This window comes from Rossellomorea marisflavi (assembly GCF_022170785.1).
Taxonomy (GTDB): Bacteria; Bacillota; Bacilli; order Bacillales; family Bacillaceae_B; genus Rossellomorea; species Rossellomorea marisflavi_B.
In genome coordinates, this window is the sequence record NZ_CP081870.1 from 2,968,686 (window position 1) to 2,985,929 (window position 17,244).

17 protein-coding genes and 1 riboswitch are annotated in these 17,244 nt (G+C 49.2%); of the genes, 2 read left to right on the forward strand and 15 right to left on the reverse strand.

The features are described 5' to 3' along the window. Positions 1-3: 3 nt before the first annotated feature. The 10 genes from K6T23_RS15565 to K6T23_RS15610 form a co-directional block, all read right to left on the reverse strand. A complete protein-coding gene (locus K6T23_RS15565) occupies positions 4-600 on the reverse strand; it encodes an XTP/dITP diphosphatase (RefSeq protein WP_238281671.1) in 597 nt (198 codons plus the stop codon). Between the two features lie 15 nt (positions 601-615). Beyond that, positions 616-1,353, reverse strand: coding sequence for a ribonuclease PH (rph, locus tag K6T23_RS15570; RefSeq protein ID WP_056535020.1), 738 nt, complete (start codon positions 1,351-1,353; stop codon positions 616-618). Between the two features lie 134 nt (positions 1,354-1,487). Continuing rightward, positions 1,488-2,567, reverse strand: a complete 1,080-nt coding sequence (locus K6T23_RS15575) for a GerMN domain-containing protein (protein ID WP_238281672.1) — start codon at positions 2,565-2,567, stop codon at positions 1,488-1,490. Positions 2,568-2,686: 119 nt separating this feature from the next. Further along, complete coding sequence (gene racE / locus K6T23_RS15580; protein ID WP_079516584.1) at positions 2,687-3,481, reverse strand: glutamate racemase; 795 nt, start codon at positions 3,479-3,481, stop codon at positions 2,687-2,689. Between the two features lie 9 nt (positions 3,482-3,490). After that, complete coding sequence (locus K6T23_RS15585; protein WP_238281674.1) at positions 3,491-3,943, reverse strand: MarR family winged helix-turn-helix transcriptional regulator; 453 nt, start codon at positions 3,941-3,943, stop codon at positions 3,491-3,493. Between the two features lie 206 nt (positions 3,944-4,149). Then, positions 4,150-4,374 (reverse strand): helix-turn-helix domain-containing protein, encoded by a 225-nt coding sequence (locus K6T23_RS15590; protein ID WP_048006283.1) that lies wholly within the window; start codon positions 4,372-4,374, stop codon positions 4,150-4,152. Positions 4,375-4,506: 132 nt separating this feature from the next. Continuing rightward, complete coding sequence (locus tag K6T23_RS15595; RefSeq protein ID WP_056535014.1) at positions 4,507-4,974, reverse strand: acyl-CoA thioesterase; 468 nt, start codon at positions 4,972-4,974, stop codon at positions 4,507-4,509. 115 nt (positions 4,975-5,089) lie between these two features. Next, on the reverse strand, positions 5,090-5,857 hold the full coding sequence (sdhB, locus tag K6T23_RS15600) for a succinate dehydrogenase iron-sulfur subunit (protein ID WP_053426397.1): 768 nt from the start codon (positions 5,855-5,857) through the stop codon (positions 5,090-5,092). Further along, positions 5,857-7,620 (reverse strand): succinate dehydrogenase flavoprotein subunit, encoded by a 1,764-nt coding sequence (gene sdhA, locus K6T23_RS15605; RefSeq protein WP_056535012.1) that lies wholly within the window; start codon positions 7,618-7,620, stop codon positions 5,857-5,859. The genes sdhB and sdhA overlap by 1 nt, the downstream gene beginning before the upstream one ends. A gap of 62 nt (positions 7,621-7,682) precedes the next feature. Next, positions 7,683-8,294, reverse strand: a complete 612-nt coding sequence (locus K6T23_RS15610; protein ID WP_056535010.1) for a succinate dehydrogenase cytochrome b558 subunit — start codon at positions 8,292-8,294, stop codon at positions 7,683-7,685. Between the two features lie 330 nt (positions 8,295-8,624). Between K6T23_RS15610 and K6T23_RS15615 the strand changes: the two genes are divergently transcribed. Continuing rightward, positions 8,625-9,065: a YslB family protein gene (locus K6T23_RS15615; RefSeq protein WP_056535008.1), complete on the forward strand. Its 441-nt coding sequence runs from the start codon at positions 8,625-8,627 to the stop codon at positions 9,063-9,065. Between the two features lie 50 nt (positions 9,066-9,115). On the opposite strand, the gene K6T23_RS15620 is transcribed toward K6T23_RS15615, so the two are convergent. Beyond that, positions 9,116-10,354, reverse strand: a complete 1,239-nt coding sequence (locus K6T23_RS15620) for an aspartate kinase (RefSeq protein WP_238281677.1) — start codon at positions 10,352-10,354, stop codon at positions 9,116-9,118. A gap of 188 nt (positions 10,355-10,542) precedes the next feature. After that, positions 10,543-10,721: riboswitch (Lysine riboswitch) on the reverse strand. 43 nt (positions 10,722-10,764) lie between these two features. Further along, positions 10,765-12,567 (reverse strand): excinuclease ABC subunit UvrC, encoded by a 1,803-nt coding sequence (gene uvrC / locus K6T23_RS15625; RefSeq protein ID WP_273546583.1) that lies wholly within the window; start codon positions 12,565-12,567, stop codon positions 10,765-10,767. A 309-nt stretch (positions 12,568-12,876) separates the two neighbouring features. Between uvrC and K6T23_RS15630 the strand changes: the two genes are divergently transcribed. Next, positions 12,877-14,249, forward strand: a protein-coding gene (locus K6T23_RS15630; protein WP_420493477.1) for an IS3 family transposase whose coding sequence is annotated in 2 segments (ribosomal slippage) — positions 12,877-13,339 and positions 13,339-14,249 — 1,374 coding nt in all. Because the reading frame shifts where the segments join, the coding sequence is not laid out codon by codon here. A 625-nt stretch (positions 14,250-14,874) separates the two neighbouring features. On the opposite strand, the gene trxA is transcribed toward K6T23_RS15630, so the two are convergent. The 3 genes from trxA to K6T23_RS15645 all read right to left on the reverse strand — a co-directional run bounded on the left by trxA (position 14,875) and on the right by K6T23_RS15645 (position 17,207). Then, positions 14,875-15,189: a thioredoxin gene (gene trxA / locus K6T23_RS15635; protein ID WP_053426394.1), complete on the reverse strand. Its 315-nt coding sequence runs from the start codon at positions 15,187-15,189 to the stop codon at positions 14,875-14,877. A gap of 226 nt (positions 15,190-15,415) precedes the next feature. Further along, the gene (locus K6T23_RS15640; protein WP_238281679.1) at positions 15,416-16,396 is read right to left on the reverse strand and encodes an electron transfer flavoprotein subunit alpha/FixB family protein; all 981 of its coding nucleotides are present in this window, start codon (positions 16,394-16,396) and stop codon (positions 15,416-15,418) included. Between the two features lie 37 nt (positions 16,397-16,433). Next, on the reverse strand, positions 16,434-17,207 hold the full coding sequence (locus K6T23_RS15645) for an electron transfer flavoprotein subunit beta/FixA family protein (RefSeq protein ID WP_053426392.1): 774 nt from the start codon (positions 17,205-17,207) through the stop codon (positions 16,434-16,436). Between the last annotated feature and the right edge of the window lie 37 nt (positions 17,208-17,244).

A 17,244-nucleotide genomic window follows, 5' to 3' on the forward strand; every position in this document is an offset into this window, starting at 1 on the left:
CCTTTACACGAAGTCGGATAGTCTCTCTCTCAATTGATCCAGTGCGTGTCCGCGATGGCTGATGCTCCGCTTCTCATCTGGCGTGAGCTCTGCCATGGCCTTGCCGAGTGACGGGACGAAGAAGATCGGATCATAACCGAATCCATTGCTTCCCCGCTTCTCTTCGAGGATGACGCCTTCACACGTTCCGTTTACGGTCTCCGTCTTCCGCCCAGGTCCGGCGATGGCCAGTACACAATGGAAGCGGGCCGTGCGATTTGCATCGTCCACTCCTTGGAGTTCGGAAAGGACCTTTTCCATATTCGCTTCATCGCTTTTCGATTCCCCGGCGTAGCGTGCGGAATATACGCCCGGACGGCCGTCCAGTGCGTCGATGCTCAGTCCCGAATCATCAGATATGACAAGACAGTCGAGTTCTTTTGCCACTGTTTCGGCTTTCAGGATCGCATTCTCTTCAAATGTGACACCAGTCTCTTCCACGTCTTCAATATGTGGTAAATCTAGTAATGTCTGTACCTCATAACCATATGGCTTAAACATGAGTTCGAATTCTTTCGCTTTTCCCCTGTTCTTGGTTGCGATGATGACGTTCTTTGCCATAGTTTTCTCCATCCCTTACTGTATTCTGTCTGCGAGTTCACCCAGTACGTCTTTTTGAATGTCGAATAGTTCACGGATCCCGGTCTGACCGAGTTCAAGGAGTTCCTGAAGCTGATTCATCGTGAATGTTGCTTCCTCCCCTGTCCCTTGAAGCTCGACGAATTCCCCTTCGCCCGTCATGATGATATTCATATCCACCATGGCCTGGCTGTCTTCTACATAGTTCAGATCGAGCACTGCCCCGTGGTCCTCCACGATTCCGACGCTGGTCGCAGCGAGGAAGCTTTTAAGCGGGAAGCTGCTGATTTTGTTCTGATCCTGAAGTTTTCCGAGGGCAAGGGCCATGGCGACGAACGCTCCCGTGATGGAAGCGGTCCTTGTCCCGCCGTCCGCCTGGATGACATCACAGTCGATCCAGATCGTACGTTCACCCAGCGCTTCCAGATCCACGACGGCACGCAGGGCCCGTCCGATCAGACGCTGAATTTCCATCGTTCGCCCGGAAATCTTTCCTTTGGACGATTCCCTGATGTTCCGAGTGTCGGTCGCTCGCGGCAGCATGGAGTATTCGGCAGTGATCCAGCCCTTTCCACTGTTTCGCATGAACGGCGGTACGCGGTCCTCGATGCTTGCGTTGCAAATCACCTTCGTCTCTCCTACCGTGATCAGCACCGAACCTTCCGGATGCTTGATATAACCCGTCTCGATTTCAACCGGTCTAAGCTCCATCTTCTGTCTTCCATCGTATCTCATTGAAGTCCCTCCTGTTTCGTGCTTCCTCCCATTGGGAGTATATGTACTGCTGTTTTTCAAATAAAAAAGAGAAGAGGCGGCTAATGCCCACCTCTACATGTTAGCTTCTTCTATAGTATATCAAAAATGCACGGTCAGAAACCAATCGCATTGACATTTTCCGGTCGGGTCACCGGTTCTGTCACAGCTTCTCCATCCTTGGCGACAGAGGCCGCTTCCCCGTTCACTTCAACGGATACGCCCTTGATGTCCTTTTGCTCCGTCAATGAGAGGACGAGGGCGTTCAGCATATGCTCGGATACGAGTTTTTCCTCCACGCTCCCGTAGACGCTTTCATTGAAGTTCAACGTTACATTCCCATCTTTGATCTTCGGATCATCGAGAAGTTCCGCCCCTGTGAAATCACTGACGAGGGAGGATGCATACCCTGGTCCTTCGATGAGCTCATTCACCACCGCTTTCACATTATCGGTTTCACTCGAACTCACCCGCTTCGTGACCGGAACATAATACGTTTCCTTATCGGTCTGGGACACATAGTATACGGTCAATGGCTTGGTGCTTGTCGGGTCGGCAACCCCGCTCGTATCGACGTTGATACCGGTCTTCCGAGTCAAGCCATCCTCACTGATCGGCGTTCCGGCAACCGGCATTTCCGTCAGCGGATAGCCGTTTACGCGAAGCTCCACTTTCTCAACGGAATCAAACTGAGTCAGTGTCCAGGTGATGGACTCGAGGATCCGCTGCTCGTCTTCAGGCTGATACTCCTTGAATTCAGAAGAGAAATCGGCTACCGCCACCCCGTCCTTGATGTCCACCGATACCTGCGTATCAGCCGGAATCACCGCCCTGAATCCGTTCGGTAGCACTTCCTGCACCGGACCGTTCACGACGAGATGCTCAAGCGCCTGTTTGGCGACACTTTCTTTCCCCGGCAGCGGGATGGACTGGGAGACGACGTACCCGTTTTTATCGATGAGATAAAGCTCCGTCATGACGCTGTTTTCAGTTGCTTCTTCTTTTTTGGCAGAGGTTTCCTTGCCTTCTTCTTTTTTGGCTGTATCTACTTTCTCACCTTCTTTTAAGTACGAGGTATCCTGAGGGGGGTCGATCTTTTCCTTCTTATCCCCAAAACTGAACAACCCACACCCCGACAGATACACAGAAGATGCTAATACCGTTACTGCAATGGACACTTTCGCTTTTTTCGCCATCGGTAAACCTCCTAGAAAGACAGTTTGTACTACTATGTATACGAGCCCTTCGGGAAAATAGACCGAAACTTTCTTAAAAACTTCCTTTCTTTGAAAATGGCCATAAAAAAACACCCGCATTAGTCAATGCGGATGGTTTCGGCTTTGATTTCCCCGTCGAGCCAGTCGGAGGCGATCCCGGAGAAGATCGTAGAGGAGCCCGTTGTAAAGAAACGGTGCTCAGGGGGATGGACCCCTCTATATAGTAGATTGTAGTAGTCCAAGATCGTGCTCACTTCACTCGCCGTCTCATCACCCGAGCTGATGACACTCACAGAAGGACCCATGAATGCCTGGATCTTCGGCTGCAGAAGCGGGTAATGGGTGCAGCCCAGGATCAAGGTATCAAGATCGAGCCCCTTGAGTTCTTCAAGGGTTTCACTGATGATGCGATCGGCCACGTCGCTTCCGTATTCCCCGCTCTCCACGAGAGGTACGAACTTCGGACAGGCGAGGGATGATACCTCGAGCCCCCCATGAAGGGAGTGCAAGGCATCGGGATAGGCCTTGCTGTTTACGGTCCCGATCGTACCGAGTACGCCTACCCGTTTGTTGCGCGTCCGTTTGATCGCTGCCCTTGCTCCCGGATGGATGACCCCGATCACGGGAATATCCAGATGCGTCTGGATTTCATCCAGGGCCGCGGCCGTTGCCGTATTGCAGGCAATGATGAGCATTTTCATATCATACTGCAGCAGGTACCGGGTCATGTCCCAGGTGAACTGCCTGACTTCTTCCACGGTCCTTGGACCATACGGGCATCTCGCTGTATCCCCTAGATAATAGATGGTTTCTTTCGGCAGCTGGCGCATGATTTCCTTGGCCACCGTCAGGCCACCTACGCCAGAGTCGATCACGCCTATAGGTTGAATCACGTTATTCCCTCATTCTGGTTTGATTTCTAGATGTAATTTCGAGAGGTTTTGCTGAAGCTGAAGCACTTCATCGTATGAGAAATCCGACAGCACGCTCTCCAAATAATTCTGCCTTTTATTGATCACTTCTTCAATGATCCTTTCGCCCTCTTTCAGCATATGTATCCTGACGACACGCCGGTCTTTCTCATCCCTGACGCGTTCGACGAGCTGATTCTTTTCCATCCTGTCCACGAGGTCGGTCGTCGTACTGCAGGCAAGATACATCCGGTTCGATAAGTCACCGATCGTCATATCGCCGAATTCAAACAGCCACTGAAGGGCGATGAACTGAGGAGGTGTGATCGTATACTGACTGAGGATTTCACGCCCTTTTTGTTTGATGATGGACGAGATGTACCTAAGATCTTTTTCAATATCCGCTACCACTCCGGCTACGGCGGCATCCTTCACATTTTCCATTCCAATTCCCCTTTATCGTTAACGTCTCGTATGTACATCCGATTTCAGCGTACACATCCTTATAAGCATTTTCACCTTTTTTTGCGAAAATTTCAAGGAGTAGCTTTTAAGAAGCCGGATGTCTTACCTGTCACCATATGAAAAGAGACTGACTCCCCTCCAAACAATCCCACGAATCGTTTGCCGTCCGAATCAGTCTCTTATGGTTAAAGCTTTAGTTCCCCCATGCGAAGAAGCTCTACAACAGCTTGAGATCGCCCCTTCACTCCAAGCTTTTGCATGGCGTTGGAAATATGATTCCGAACTGTTTTTTCACTGATGAATAAATCACCGGCAATTTCCTTGGTGGTTTTGTCCTGTACCAACAGTTCGAATACTTCTTTCTCTCTTTTGGTGAGCAACGGTTTGTGTGTAAAATCATTGTCCTTCAATTATGGTAACCCTCCTTGCCTTCGCCAGCTTTAAACCGCGGGGATGGGTATTGTCGGTCGTCAAAATATCATATGTGAAGAGCTGGGTCAGAGTGACATGGAGGAACGACTCTCAGAAAAAATAGGCAGCCGTTATGAAATCGATCCTGAAGGGCTCTCATTGAACCTGTTCTTCATTTCATCCGTCCATGGAGCACCTTTCCCGGTCCTTTTTGATATTTGGACCATGGTTCCTCTTCCGACGAAGCAGATGTCATCCTTGGCGTTCAGACCCATATAATGGAGGTCGACAGAGGAATTCCCGATCTCCCCAGCCTTCACAAAGAGCCTGATATGCTCATCGAAATAAACCTGCCTCGCAAAATCACACTGAAGATCCGCCACGACGATCATCGTTTCATGATCGGGCTTCACCCAGTCCTGCATGAATCCAAGGCTCTTGAAATAATCGATCCTTGCCTGTTCAAAGTAAACAAATGGAACGGTATTGTTCATATGGCCGAACATATCCACCTCTGAAAACCGTACCTTGACATCGATGAAAAATGAAAACCCTTCCTTCCACGTATTTACATCCTCAATATATGTAACGTTCTTCATTTTGGCTCCTCCATTCACGTATTTATGTGGCGCATATCCCCCAACAAGGATGCTTTCTTCGATTTGAACGGTTAAAAAAAGCACTTTCCATCGGGAAAGTGCTTTTCAATGTTGTTTATGAATCCACCATGTGGTCGCTTCCGAAGAAGTTCTTGAACATCTGGAAAGTGGTCTCCCTGTTCAACGCTGCGATGGAGGTTGTCAAAGGGATTCCCTTCGGACAAGACTGCACGCAGTTTTGAGAGTTCCCACAGTTCGCCAGTCCGCCGTCGCCCATGATGGCTTCAAGACGCTCATCCTTATTCATGGCACCCGTCGGATGCGCATTGAAGAGGCGTACTTGAGATAGGGGAGCAGGACCGATGAAGTCCGACTTGCTGTTAACATTCGGGCAAGCTTCGAGGCAAACACCGCATGTCATGCATTTTGAAAGTTCATATGCCCACTGGCGCTTTTTCTCTGGCATACGCGGTCCAGGTCCAAGATCGTACGTACCGTCGATCGGGATCCAAGCTTTCACTTTCTTCAGGCTGTCGAACATCCTGCTGCGGTCCACCTGCAGGTCGCGGACGACCGGGAAGGTGCGCATAGGCTCAAGACGGATCGGCTGCTCGAGCTGATCGATCAAGGCCGTACAGGATTGTCTCGGTTTCCCGTTGATGACCATGGAGCAGGCTCCACATACTTCCTCAAGGCAGTTCATATCCCAGTTGATCGGTGTCGTGCCTTCCCCTTTCGCATTGACCGGGTTACGACGGATCTCCATCAAAGCGGAGATCACGTTCATATTCGGGCGATAATCAAGGGAGAATTCTTCTTGATAAGGGGCGGCATCCGGGCCTTCCTGACGGGTGATGACAAAACGGATCTTTTTCTCAGCCATTAGTTAGAACCCCCTTTTTTCTTAGAATAGTCACGTTTACGCGGTTGGATCAACGATGTATCCACTTCTTCGTAATGGAATTCCGGCGCATTGGCGGAAGCATTGAACTTCGCCATGGTCGTCTTGAGGAAATCCTCATCATTACGGTCAGGGAATTCCGGCTTGTAGTGGGCACCGCGGCTTTCATTCCGGTTCAGTGCACCGATGGTGATGACGCGTGCAAGCTGTAGCATGTTCCAAAGCTGACGCGTGAACATGGCACCCTGATTGCTCCACTTCGCCGTGTCATTGATATTGATTTTTTTATAGCGCTCCATGAGCTCTACGATTTTCTTATCAGTTTCCACAAGCTTGTCATTGTGACGGACCACGGTCACGTTATCTGTCATCCACTCGCCAAGCTCTTTGTGGATCACGTACGCGTTTTCGGTTCCGTCCATGCTCATGATCTCGTTCCATTTCTCTTGCTCCTGTTTCACATGGCGCTCGAATACGGATGCAGGTACGGTTTCGACTGAGCTTTCAAGCCCCTCGATGTACTTGATTGCATTCGGTCCGGCCACCATACCGCCATAGATCGCGGAAAGGAGGGAGTTGGCTCCAAGTCGGTTCCCACCATGCTGGGAGTAATCACACTCACCGGCAGCGAACAGTCCAGGGATATTCGTCATCTGATCGTAATCGACCCACAGGCCGCCCATTGAATAGTGGACCGCAGGGAAGATCTTCATCGGCACTTTGCGTGGATCATCACCCATGAACTTCTCATAGATTTCGATGATGCCGCCGAGCTTGATGTCGAGTTCCTTGGAATCCTTATGGGAAAGATCAAGATACACCATGTTCTCCCCGTTGATGCCGAGCTTCTGGTTCACGCACACGTCGAAGATTTCACGCGTTGCGATATCACGTGGTACGAGGTTTCCGTAAGCCGGGTATTTCTCTTCGAGGAAGTACCAAGGCTTTCCGTCTTTGTACGTCCAGACGCGTCCGCCTTCCCCACGTGCCGATTCACTCATGAGGCGCAGCTTATCGTCCCCTGGAATCGCTGTCGGATGGATCTGGATGAACTCACCGTTCGCATAATACGCACCCTGCTGATAGACGATGGAAGCAGCGGATCCTGTATTGATGACGGAGTTCGTTGATTTTCCGAAGATGATGCCGGGTCCTCCCGTTGCCATGATGACGGCATCGGCCGGGAATGACTGGATCTCCATCGTTTGAAGGTTCTGGGCGACGATTCCGCGTGCCTTCCCTTCGTCATCGATGATGACACCGAGGAATTCCCATCCTTCATATTTATTCACGAGCCCTGCCACTTCATGGCGGCGAACCTGCTCGTCCAATGCGTACAATAACTGTTGACCGGTTGTTGCACCGGCAAACGCAGTACGGTGATGCTGTGTTCCACCAAAGCGACGGAAGTCAAGCAAGCCTTCCGGTGTCCGGTTGAACATGACGCCCATACGGTCCAAAAGGTGGATGATGCCTGGTGCTGCTTCGGTCATGGCCTTGACTGGCGGCTGATTTGCCAGGAAGTCGCCTCCATAGACCGTATCATCGAAATGTTCCCAAGGAGAATCCCCTTCTCCTTTTGTATTGACCGCTCCGTTTATGCCACCCTGTGCGCAAACGGAGTGGGAGCGTTTAACTGGCACCAATGAAAATAGATCGACCGGTGCGCCTTTTTCTGCTGCTTTGATGGTGGCCATCAGACCGGCTAAGCCACCACCGACTACGATGATTTTCCCTTTACTCATCGTCCTTCACTCCTTTTCCTACCAAACTTCAGAGCACTTGCATGATCTATTGAATGTGTTCCTTATACGATAAAAGCAAAGATGGCGCGCATGCCCACGATGGAAAGCGCAAGGAAGATCCCGATTGTCACGTATGTAGCGATGCGCTGCGAACGCGGTGTGACCGTGATTCCCCAGCTGACGCAGAATGACCATAGGCCATTGGCGAAGTGGAAGATCGTAGACAGGACACCCAGCACGTAGAATGCGACCATGAACGGGTTGGAGAATATCTCCTCCATCATTTGGAAGTTCACTTCCGCGCCGAAGAATGCAGCGACACGTGTCTGCCAGATATGCCATGTGACGAAGATGAACGTGATGACGCCGGATACACGTTGAAGAAGGAACATCCAGTTACGGAAGAATCCGAATCTGCTGGCGTTATTCTTGGACGTGAACGCAATGTAGATTCCATAGATCGCATGGAAATACAATGGAAGGAAAATGATGAAGATCTCCAGGAAATAGCGGAAAGGTAGACTTTCCATGAAATGTGCTGCCTGATTGAACGATTCTTCCCCGCCAGTGGCAAAATGGTTCACCACTAAATGTTGCGTTAAGAATAATCCAACCGGAATCACACCTAGTAATGAATGAAGCCTGCGAAAATTAAACTCTCGATTTCCAGCCATGATTTACCCCCCTTAATCATAAAATATGAATCTTCCAACTAATCTCCGCATAAAAATTAGATTTTTATTCATATTTTATATTGTAACAATTATGTGACACATCCATTTTACTCCCATGGAGTGACAGCGTCAAGAAAACGTATACATAAATTCGACAATATCGGAAAAATAATTTAGTCCCGCATTTGTCACAAAATCGTAAGAAAATTCAATCAAAACAAACAGGATTTGTTATAGCGCCAAAATATCCCATGCCCACTTTTTTTCGAGTATGGGATGATTAATTTCCCTCTCATGTATATAATAGTTTTATAGAAAGAGGGGATATATTTGGAACAGAAAAAAGAAGAAGTCGTAGAGTCCCAGTCCGTTCCCGTCTTCGGATATGAACTGATACGCGATCTGCTGCTACCCGATATCCTCGGGAAACACACACCCGATATTCTGTACTGGGGCGGTAAACAGCTTGCAAGGAAATTCCCCCTTCCATCCAATGATGAACTGATTTCATTCTTCCGTGAAGCCGGATGGGGAGATCTCGCCATCGTTGAGCAGAAGAAGAACGAAATCACGTTCGAACTCAGCGGGGAATTCGTCAAGCGCCGCAATTCATTGAAATCGGATGCCTCCTTCAAATTGGAAACGGGCTTTCTTGCCGAATTTGTCCAAATGCAGTACAAATTCGTCACCGAAGCGACTGATGAACTACATAAGCGAAACCAGACCGTCAAGATCACGGCCGTCTGGGATGACAAAGACAGGGTCGAATGACCACAGAAGGCAGGCCCGCTCCCATGAGGAGCGGGCCTGCTTTTTGATGATCACAGGGTGATTTCTTCCACTTTCACTTCATCAAGATGGAAAGAGGAATGCAGCACCTGTGCCGCTTTATTCATAAGATCTTCATCCACGACGACGGAGACTTTGATTTCAGATGTACTCACCATCTTGATGGTGATCCCGTTATCTGCCAGTACTTCGAACATCTCTGCTGCGACACCCGGATTCGAGATCATGCCTGAGCCGACGATGGATACCTTCGACAGTCCCCCTTCATATTCCACATGGGTGAAGCCAAGGGATTCTTTATGCTGTTCGAGGACCTCGAGGGTCTCTTCAAGATCATGTCCTTTGATGGAGAACGACAGATTGGTCGTATTCTGTTCTGTTTGACTTTGAATGATGATATCAACATTCAGGTGATGCTCCGCTAGCGTGGTGAAGATCGAAGATAGCCCCTTCAACGCATTATTCAGACCGAAGACCGTCACCCTTGTGATTTCATTCTCGAACGCTACGCCGCGTACAACTAGATTTTGTTCCATGCTTGCTTCCTCCTCAATATAAGTACCTTCGATCCTCTCGATGCTTGAACGGACTTCCAATGGAATCTGATAGTTTTTGGCAAATTCCACGGCCCTCGGATGGAGGACGCCCGCCCCAAGATTGGCAAGCTCCAGCATTTCGTCATAGGAGATGCTGGAAAGCTTCCTTGCTGCTTTTATATAACGGGGATCGGATGTGTAGACCCCGTCTACGTCTGTGTAAATGTCACAGCGTTCCGCCTTCAGGGCTGCTGCGATGGCGACGGCCGTCGTATCGGATCCGCCGCGGCCAAGGGTGGTGATCTCACCTGATGCAGTCATTCCCTGGAATCCGGCCACGATGACGACCTTCCCTTCATTCAGATGGGATGCCAATTTTTCCGTGTGGATATTGGTGATCCTGGCATTGCTGTGGATGGATTCCGTCTCGATCCCGGCCTGCCAGCCCGTAAACGAAATCGCGTCCTGGCCGACCTGGATGAGGGCCATCGTCAAGAGTGAGATGGTCACCTGCTCTCCTGTAGACAGAAGCATATCCATTTCACGTTTGCTCGGCTGCGAGCAGATTTCCTTTGCCATGCCTACAAGGGCATCCGTCGTTTTTCCCATTGCGGAAACGACGACGACGACGTCATTCCCCTTTTCCTTCTCTTCCACCACACGTGAAGCCACATGCTGAATCCGTTCCACTGATCCCACCGAAGTTCCGCCAAATTTCTGAACGATTATACCCAATGCTTCTCCCTCTTTCTTCTTGATTGGATGCGGAGCACCCTGATGGATTAGAGCTACTATCTGATTCCGGCTTTTGGCATCCCCATGCCGGGGACACCGTCATGCAGCAGGTATAAAAAAAAGCAATGAGACGAAGCATCTCATTGCTTTTTGAACACTGCATACGAACAAAAAAGGTTCAGTCGGCATTGTGAGATAGCTCTCCAAGATGAATCATCTTGACAATCCTGCATCTATTAAATGCAGAACCAGCGCAGCCGATATGAGTGCGGCTTCACTTCGGCGGTCCTCCCCTTTCCAGTCACATCTCCAGGGCTCATACCCTTCCGTGAACTGTACTATTGAAGTCCGCACCTCTATCACCACTTAAAAAGTGATAATGTTTTTAATTTTTGTTCATTATAGCACAATCATTTTTGGGTATCAACATCCTTTTCCCCATTATCATGAAGTTTTTCATGAAGTTCCATAGCGACTCGCTCCGGGATCCCAAGTTCCCTGAACTCTTCCAAGGTTGCTTCTTTCATCCGTTTCATCGATCCAAAATGCTTCAACAGCTGTTTTTTACGCTTCGGACCGATTCCGTCGATATCATCCAGCATGGATTGGAACGCACTTTTCCCCCTGAGCTGGCGATGGAAGGTGATGGCGAACCGGTGGACTTCATCCTGTATGCGCTGAAGCAAATAAAATTCCTGACTCCGTTTCTCTAATGGGATGATCTGGAGGGGATTCCCGTACAGCAGTTCCGAGGTCTGATGCTTATCGTCCTTTGCCAAACCGCCCAGAGGCACATCGAGACCCAATTCGTTCTCCAACACTTCCCGGGCCGCTTCGATCTGCCCCTTTCCTCCATCGATGACAATCAGGTCGGGGAGGGGCAGTCCTTCCTTCAGCACCCTTGCATACCTTCTCCGGATCACTTCCCTCATGGATTCATAATCATCCGGTCCGGTGACGGTCTTGATTTTGTACTTTCGGTATTCCTTTTTTGCGGGCTTCCCGTCTAGGAACACGATCATGGCCGAAACGGGATCCGATCCCTGGATATTGGAGTTATCGAATGCCTCGATACGGAACGGAGTATAAATGCCCATCTGTTCCCCGAGTCTTTCCACCGCTTTGATCGTACGGTCTTCATCCCGTTCGATCAGGGCGAACTTCTCGTTCAATGCCTGCTTGGCATTTTTCTCAGCAAGGCGCACCAGTTCCTTCTTCTTTCCGCGCTTCGGTTGGACGGTCCTCACGTCAAGGAGTTTCTCCACGAGTTCCACATCGATTCCTTCCGGGAGGAAAATCTCCTTCGGTTTGAAGTGATTGGACTTGGAATAAAACTGTCCAATGAAGGTCAGGAACTCATCCTCCGGTTCATTATAGATCGGGAACAGGGAAACATCCCGTTCGATGAGCTTCCCTTGCCGTACGAAGAATACCTGGACGCACATCCATCCTTTGTCGATGCCGTAGCCGAACACATCGCGATCGGTGAAGTCCGTCATGGTCATCTTTTGTTTTTCCATCGTTGCCTCGATATGCTGGATCTGATCACGGAATTCCATGGCACGCTCGAATTCCATCTTTTCAGATGCTTCCTGCATCTTTACGGAGAGCTGCTCCTTGATTTCCTTATACCCGCCATTCAGGAAACGGGCGATTTCATCCGTCATCTCGCGGTAGGTTTCATTATTCACTTCCTTGATGCACGGTGCCAGGCATTGTCCCATATGGTAGTACAGGCATGCACGGTCCGGCAGCGTGGTACATTTCCGAAGTGGATACAGACGGTCGAGCAGTTTTTTCGTTTCGTTCGCGGCTCCAGCGTTCGGATACGGACCGAAGTACCGTCCCTTGCCGCGCTGTACCTTGCGGGTGGTAATGAGCCTAGGGTGACGCTCGTTGGTCAGCTTGATGAACGGATAGCTTTTATCATCTTTGAGCATGACGTTGTATTTCGGGTCATACTTCTTGATCAGGTTCATTTCGAGCACGAGTGCTTCAAGGTCTGATGAAGTCATGATGTATTCAAAGTCCTCGATTTCACCGACGAGGCGCTGGGTTTTCGCATCATGGGACCCGGTGAAGTAGGACCGAACCCGATTCTTCAGCACTTTGGCTTTTCCTACGTAGATGATCGTCCCTTGACGATCTTTCATGAGGTAGCAGCCGGGCTGATCGGGCAAGAGGGCCAATTTATTTGAAATCATTGTATTCACGGTCGCTCTCCCTTTCTTACGATCGTTCATGGTTGTCGATCAGTTGTTTCCTTTTACTTGAAGTATACACGAATTGGCGGAGCACTTCTATGATTGGGGCTTTGGGGAGGGGTTCAGTTCACTTTTCATAAAGAGTGTACTTTCTTATTGGATCCCAAGTCCTGTTTAGGATGAGGAGCGCGGTTGGGAAGTGGACCGTTTCATTGCGCTACGGGCACTTGCTTTCCATGGGGAGGAAGTCGAGCCTCCTCGGCAGGTGTGCTGCCCCCTTATTACTAGACACCCCAATCCTAAAAGGAGGGGTTTTAAATGAACAAGCACACCCGTACGTTTAAACTTCAACTGGCCAAGCGCTACTTGGAGGATGAAACGGTTAGTTTTCGAGATTTAGCTTCTCAAGAAGGCGTGGACGCTGCTGCGTTGGGTTATTGGGTCAAGTTGGTTCGCCATCATGGCGATCAAGCCTTTTCTTTTCCCTATACATCCTATTCTCCTGCCTTTAAACTAAAGGTACTTCACTATATTACGGACAAGAATTACTCCATTCGAGAGGCATCTGCCTATTTCCACCTTCCTGATCCCTGTATTGTGCGCAGGTGGTTGAGAAAGTGGGAGAAAAGGGGACGAGATGCCTTCGAATCAAACGAAATGAGGGCCTTGATGATGACTCCCAAACCACCCAATCAACATAAGAAATTAGAAGATATGACTCCCGAAGAGCTACGAGCACACGCCGCCTATTTAGAGATGGAGAATGCTTATTTAAAAAAGCTGAGAGCCTTAGTTCAGGAGGAATCATCACCAAACAGATCAAAGCGAAAGTAGTATTTGAACTAAGGAATGCGTTCCCGGTGATTCAGCTCATTAAAGTAGCGAACCTCCCTAGAAGCACCTATTACTTCATCAAAAAACAGTGGGACCAACCGGATCCTGATCGAAAATGGAAAAGAAGAATTGGATTGATCTTTCGCCGGCATTCAGGCCGTTATGGCTACCGTCGGATTACGGATGCACTCCAGGCAAAAGGGTATGACATCAATAAAAAGAAAGTCATTCGCATTATGAAAGCCTTAGGGCTCCAGTGCCTGGTAAGAAAAAAGAAATACCGGTCTTATGAAGGGGAAGTTGGAAAAGCGGCGCCCAACACCCTTGACCGAAAGTTCATGGCATCGAAACCGAACCAAAAATGGGTAACGGATGTGACAGAATTCAAGATTGCCGGACAGAAACTGTACTTGTCCGCGATGTTAGACCTGTTTAATCGAGAGATCATTACGTACACGCTTCACACGAAACCTAGCTTTGATTTAGTGGAAACGATGTTACTTCAAGGGGTCGAACGTCTACGTGAAGGTGATGACCTTCTCCTTCACTCTGATCAGGGCTGGCACTATCGCATGCCTAAGTACCGAAGGATACTCAAGGACCATCACATCACTCAGAGTATGTCTCGCAAGGGAAACTGTTATGACAACGCCGTGATGGAGAATTTCTTTGGCATCATGAAATCGGAGTTTCTCTACAGAGAAACCTTTCGGAACCTCAAGGAGTTCCACATTAAATTAGAAGAATACATGAATTACTACAACCACTTGCGAATCAAGTCTACGCTCGGTAAAAAGAGCCCGGTAGAATACCGACTGTACACACAACGAATCAATCAAAAAGTGGGTGTCCAATAATTTGGGTCCAGTGCACAGGCCTGCGGGGTCTCGATCATCCCTCTTTTCCCATAGGAGTCAAGCGCCCTTCGCTTCATTCCACTCTTTGGTAGTTGATCATTGTGTACTCTTTCTACAATGGGGTGTGCGGGTATTCCCCTACTATGGGACAGGATATCAGGTAAATCATTTTCGGTTCCTTTCAAGGATTGGGGTATCAGGAGAAAGTAGACCGTTCCATTACGCTTCGGGCACTTGCTTTCCACGGGGAGGAAGTCGAGCTTCCTCGGCTGCGCCTGCGGGATCTCGGTCTTTCCTCTATTCCCGTTGGAGTCAAGTGCCCTTCGCTCCATTCCACTCTTTGGTGGTTCAATATTGTGCGCTCTTTCTTCATTGGGGTGTGCGGTATTTATCTTACTGTGGGACTATCTAATGAATCGCTTTAGGTTTCTTTAATTCTTTTTTGATTTTCAGAAGGAATGTGGACCGCTTTTTCACTCTGAATATTTCTCGTATTTAAAGGATAAAACGCCTGTCTAAATCAAACGGATTTGCATCATCCTTCACATAATGTTCCCCATACCAATTGGTTTAAATAAATCAAAAAAGCATCCGGCTTTGGGCCGGATGCTTTTTTGTGGCGTGCTTACGCGTGTTTGTTGACTAGTTCAGCAAGTGCTTCTTTCGGTTGGAAACCGATGACTTTATCTACGACTTCGCCGTCTTTTAGGATAACGAGAGTCGGGATGCTCATTACGCCGTATTTTCCTGCTGTTTCTTGGTTTTCGTCTACGTCTACTTTGACGATTTTAACTTTTTCGCCCATTTCGCTGTCCAATTCTTCAAGTACAGGAGCGATCATTTTACAAGGTCCACACCATGGAGCCCAGAAGTCCGCAAGTACGAGACCAGAGTTTGTTTCAGCTGTGAAGCTTTGATCAGTTGCATGTGTAATAGCCATTTAAATGTGCCTCCCAAATCTTAAAATGTATCGTAAGTATATCACCGTAACCGGTAGGATGCTATAAATCTGCTCGTAGCTACTTTCCCCCTGCCGGTAGAGGTTTATACCCCATTCCATGAAAATAAGGAGCAAGCATCCGCCACTCCTTATTCTTCTTTTCTTATCCTATGTGTTCATGCGGTGAAATTCCACCCTGACACCCAGTCCTTTTTACAGGGAGTGATCAGGAAGAAGAAACTTTCAGCTTTTTGAACTCTTCCGTGAGGAGTGGTACCACTTCAAAGAGGTCCCCTACGATCCCGTAGTCGGCTACATTGAAGATGTTCGCTTCCGGGTCTTTGTTGATGGCGACAATGACCTTGGAATTGGACATTCCGGCTAGATGCTGAATCGCTCCGGAAATTCCGCAGGCGATGTAAAGGTCCGGTGTGACGACTTTACCGGTTTGACCGATCTGGAGGGAATAATCACAGTAGTCGGCATCACATGCACCCCTTGAGGCCCCGACTGCACCGCCCAGTACGTCGGCGAGTTCTTTGAGGGGGTTGAACCCATCCTCACTCTTCACGCCACGTCCTCCTGCGATGATGACTTTCGCTTCTGACAAGTCGACCCCTTCGCTTGCTTTGCGGACGACATCCTTGATGATCGTTCGCAGATTCTTGATTTCAACGGATAAGGAGGCCACATCACCTGTGCGGGACTCATCCTTGGCCAATGGTTCGATATTATTCGGGCGTATCGTCGCAAAGATGACTCCGTCCGTTACAATCTTTTTCTCGAAGGCTTTTCCAGAATAGATCGGTCTGGTGAAAACAAGATTCCCTCCTGCGAGGTCCAAGTCCGTTGCATCGGATACAAGACCGGTCTTCAGCTTGCCTGCGAGCTTCGGTGAAAGATCCTTCCCGAGTGCCGTATGGCCGAAGATGATCCCCTCTGGGGATTCCTGTCCGATCACTGCCATCAACGCCTGTGAATAGCCATCCGGTGTATATTGAGCCAATTTTTCATCCTCAACAGTGATGACACGGTCAGCTCCGTATTGAATCAACTCTTCCCCGAGGCTGCTCACCGATTGGCCGACGAGCACGCCTACGACTTCTCCGCCTTCCGCTACCGTCTTCGCTGCCGCAATGGCCTCGAAAGATACATTACGCAATGATCCGTCCCGAACTTCACCAAGTACTACTACTTTTCTTGCCATGCTTATAACCCCCTGATTGTATTGGTATGCTGGTCGATTAGATGACTTTCGCTTCCGTGCGGAGAAGCTGTACCAGTTCGCTCACCTGTACGGCTACATCTCCTTCGAGCACCCTGCCGGCCTCTTTTTTCGGCGGAAGATACATTTCGATTGTTTTCGTTTTCGCTTCCACGTCCTCTTCTTCCAAATCAAGATCGTCCAATTCAAGCTCTTCGAGAGGCTTTTTCTTGGCTTTCATGATTCCTGGAAGTGAAGGGTAGCGCGGCTCATTCAACCCTTGCTGCGCTGTTACAAGTAGGGGAAGGGACGTTTCGATCACTTCCGAATCCCCTTCAACGTCACGCGTCACGGTTACGGTTTCACCAGCGATTTCAAGCTTTGTGATGGTGGTGACAAACGGGATATCCAGTTGCTCTGCCACCCTTGGCCCAACCTGTCCGGATCCGCCGTCGATGGCCACATTGCCCGCAAGGATCAGATCGACTTCCTGATCTTTCAGGTATTGCGCCAGGATCGTCGCAGTCGTGAACTGGTCACCATGGTCGAGATCATCTTCTGTATTGATGAGGACGGCTTTATCGGCCCCCATGGCCAAAGCGGTCCTGAGCTGCTTCTCGCTCTCTTCCCCTCCAACTGTGATAACGGTTACATCTCCGCCGTGATTGTCACGGACCTGGATGGCTTCTTCCACGGCATATTCATCATAAGGATTGATGATGAATTCGGCGCCGTCTTCCGCTATGCGCCCATTCTGGATCGAGATCTTCTCTTCCGTGTCAAACGTTCTTTTCAACAATACATAGATGTTCATTCTGCAGTCCCTCCTGGTATTTGACTATGATAATCGA

Bases quoted from the DNA above. Each gene is read 5' to 3' on its own strand.
- K6T23_RS15575 (WP_238281672.1), bottom strand. From the start codon at position 2,567: ATGGCGAAAAAAGCGAAAGTGTCCATTGCAGTAACGGTATTAGCATCT.
- sdhA (WP_056535012.1), bottom strand. From the start codon at position 7,620: ATGAGTAAAGGGAAAATCATCGTAGTCGGTGGTGGCTTAGCCGGTCTG.
- sdhB (WP_053426397.1), bottom strand. From the start codon at position 5,857: ATGGCTGAGAAAAAGATCCGTTTTGTCATCACCCGTCAGGAAGGCCCG.
- K6T23_RS15610 (WP_056535010.1), bottom strand. From the start codon at position 8,294: ATGGCTGGAAATCGAGAGTTTAATTTTCGCAGGCTTCATTCATTACTA.
- K6T23_RS15640 (WP_238281679.1), bottom strand. From the start codon at position 16,396: ATGGCAAGAAAAGTAGTAGTACTTGGTGAAGTTCGGGACGGATCATTG.
- K6T23_RS15645 (WP_053426392.1), bottom strand. From the start codon at position 17,207: ATGAACATCTATGTATTGTTGAAAAGAACGTTTGACACGGAAGAGAAG.
- K6T23_RS15585 (WP_238281674.1), bottom strand. From the start codon at position 3,943: ATGGAAAATGTGAAGGATGCCGCCGTAGCCGGAGTGGTAGCGGATATT.
- trxA (WP_053426394.1), bottom strand. From the start codon at position 15,189: ATGGCTATTACACATGCAACTGATCAAAGCTTCACAGCTGAAACAAAC.
- K6T23_RS15595 (WP_056535014.1), bottom strand. From the start codon at position 4,974: ATGAAGAACGTTACATATATTGAGGATGTAAATACGTGGAAGGAAGGG.
- rph (WP_056535020.1), bottom strand. From the start codon at position 1,353: ATGAGATACGATGGAAGACAGAAGATGGAGCTTAGACCGGTTGAAATC.
- K6T23_RS15565 (WP_238281671.1), bottom strand. From the start codon at position 600: ATGGCAAAGAACGTCATCATCGCAACCAAGAACAGGGGAAAAGCGAAA.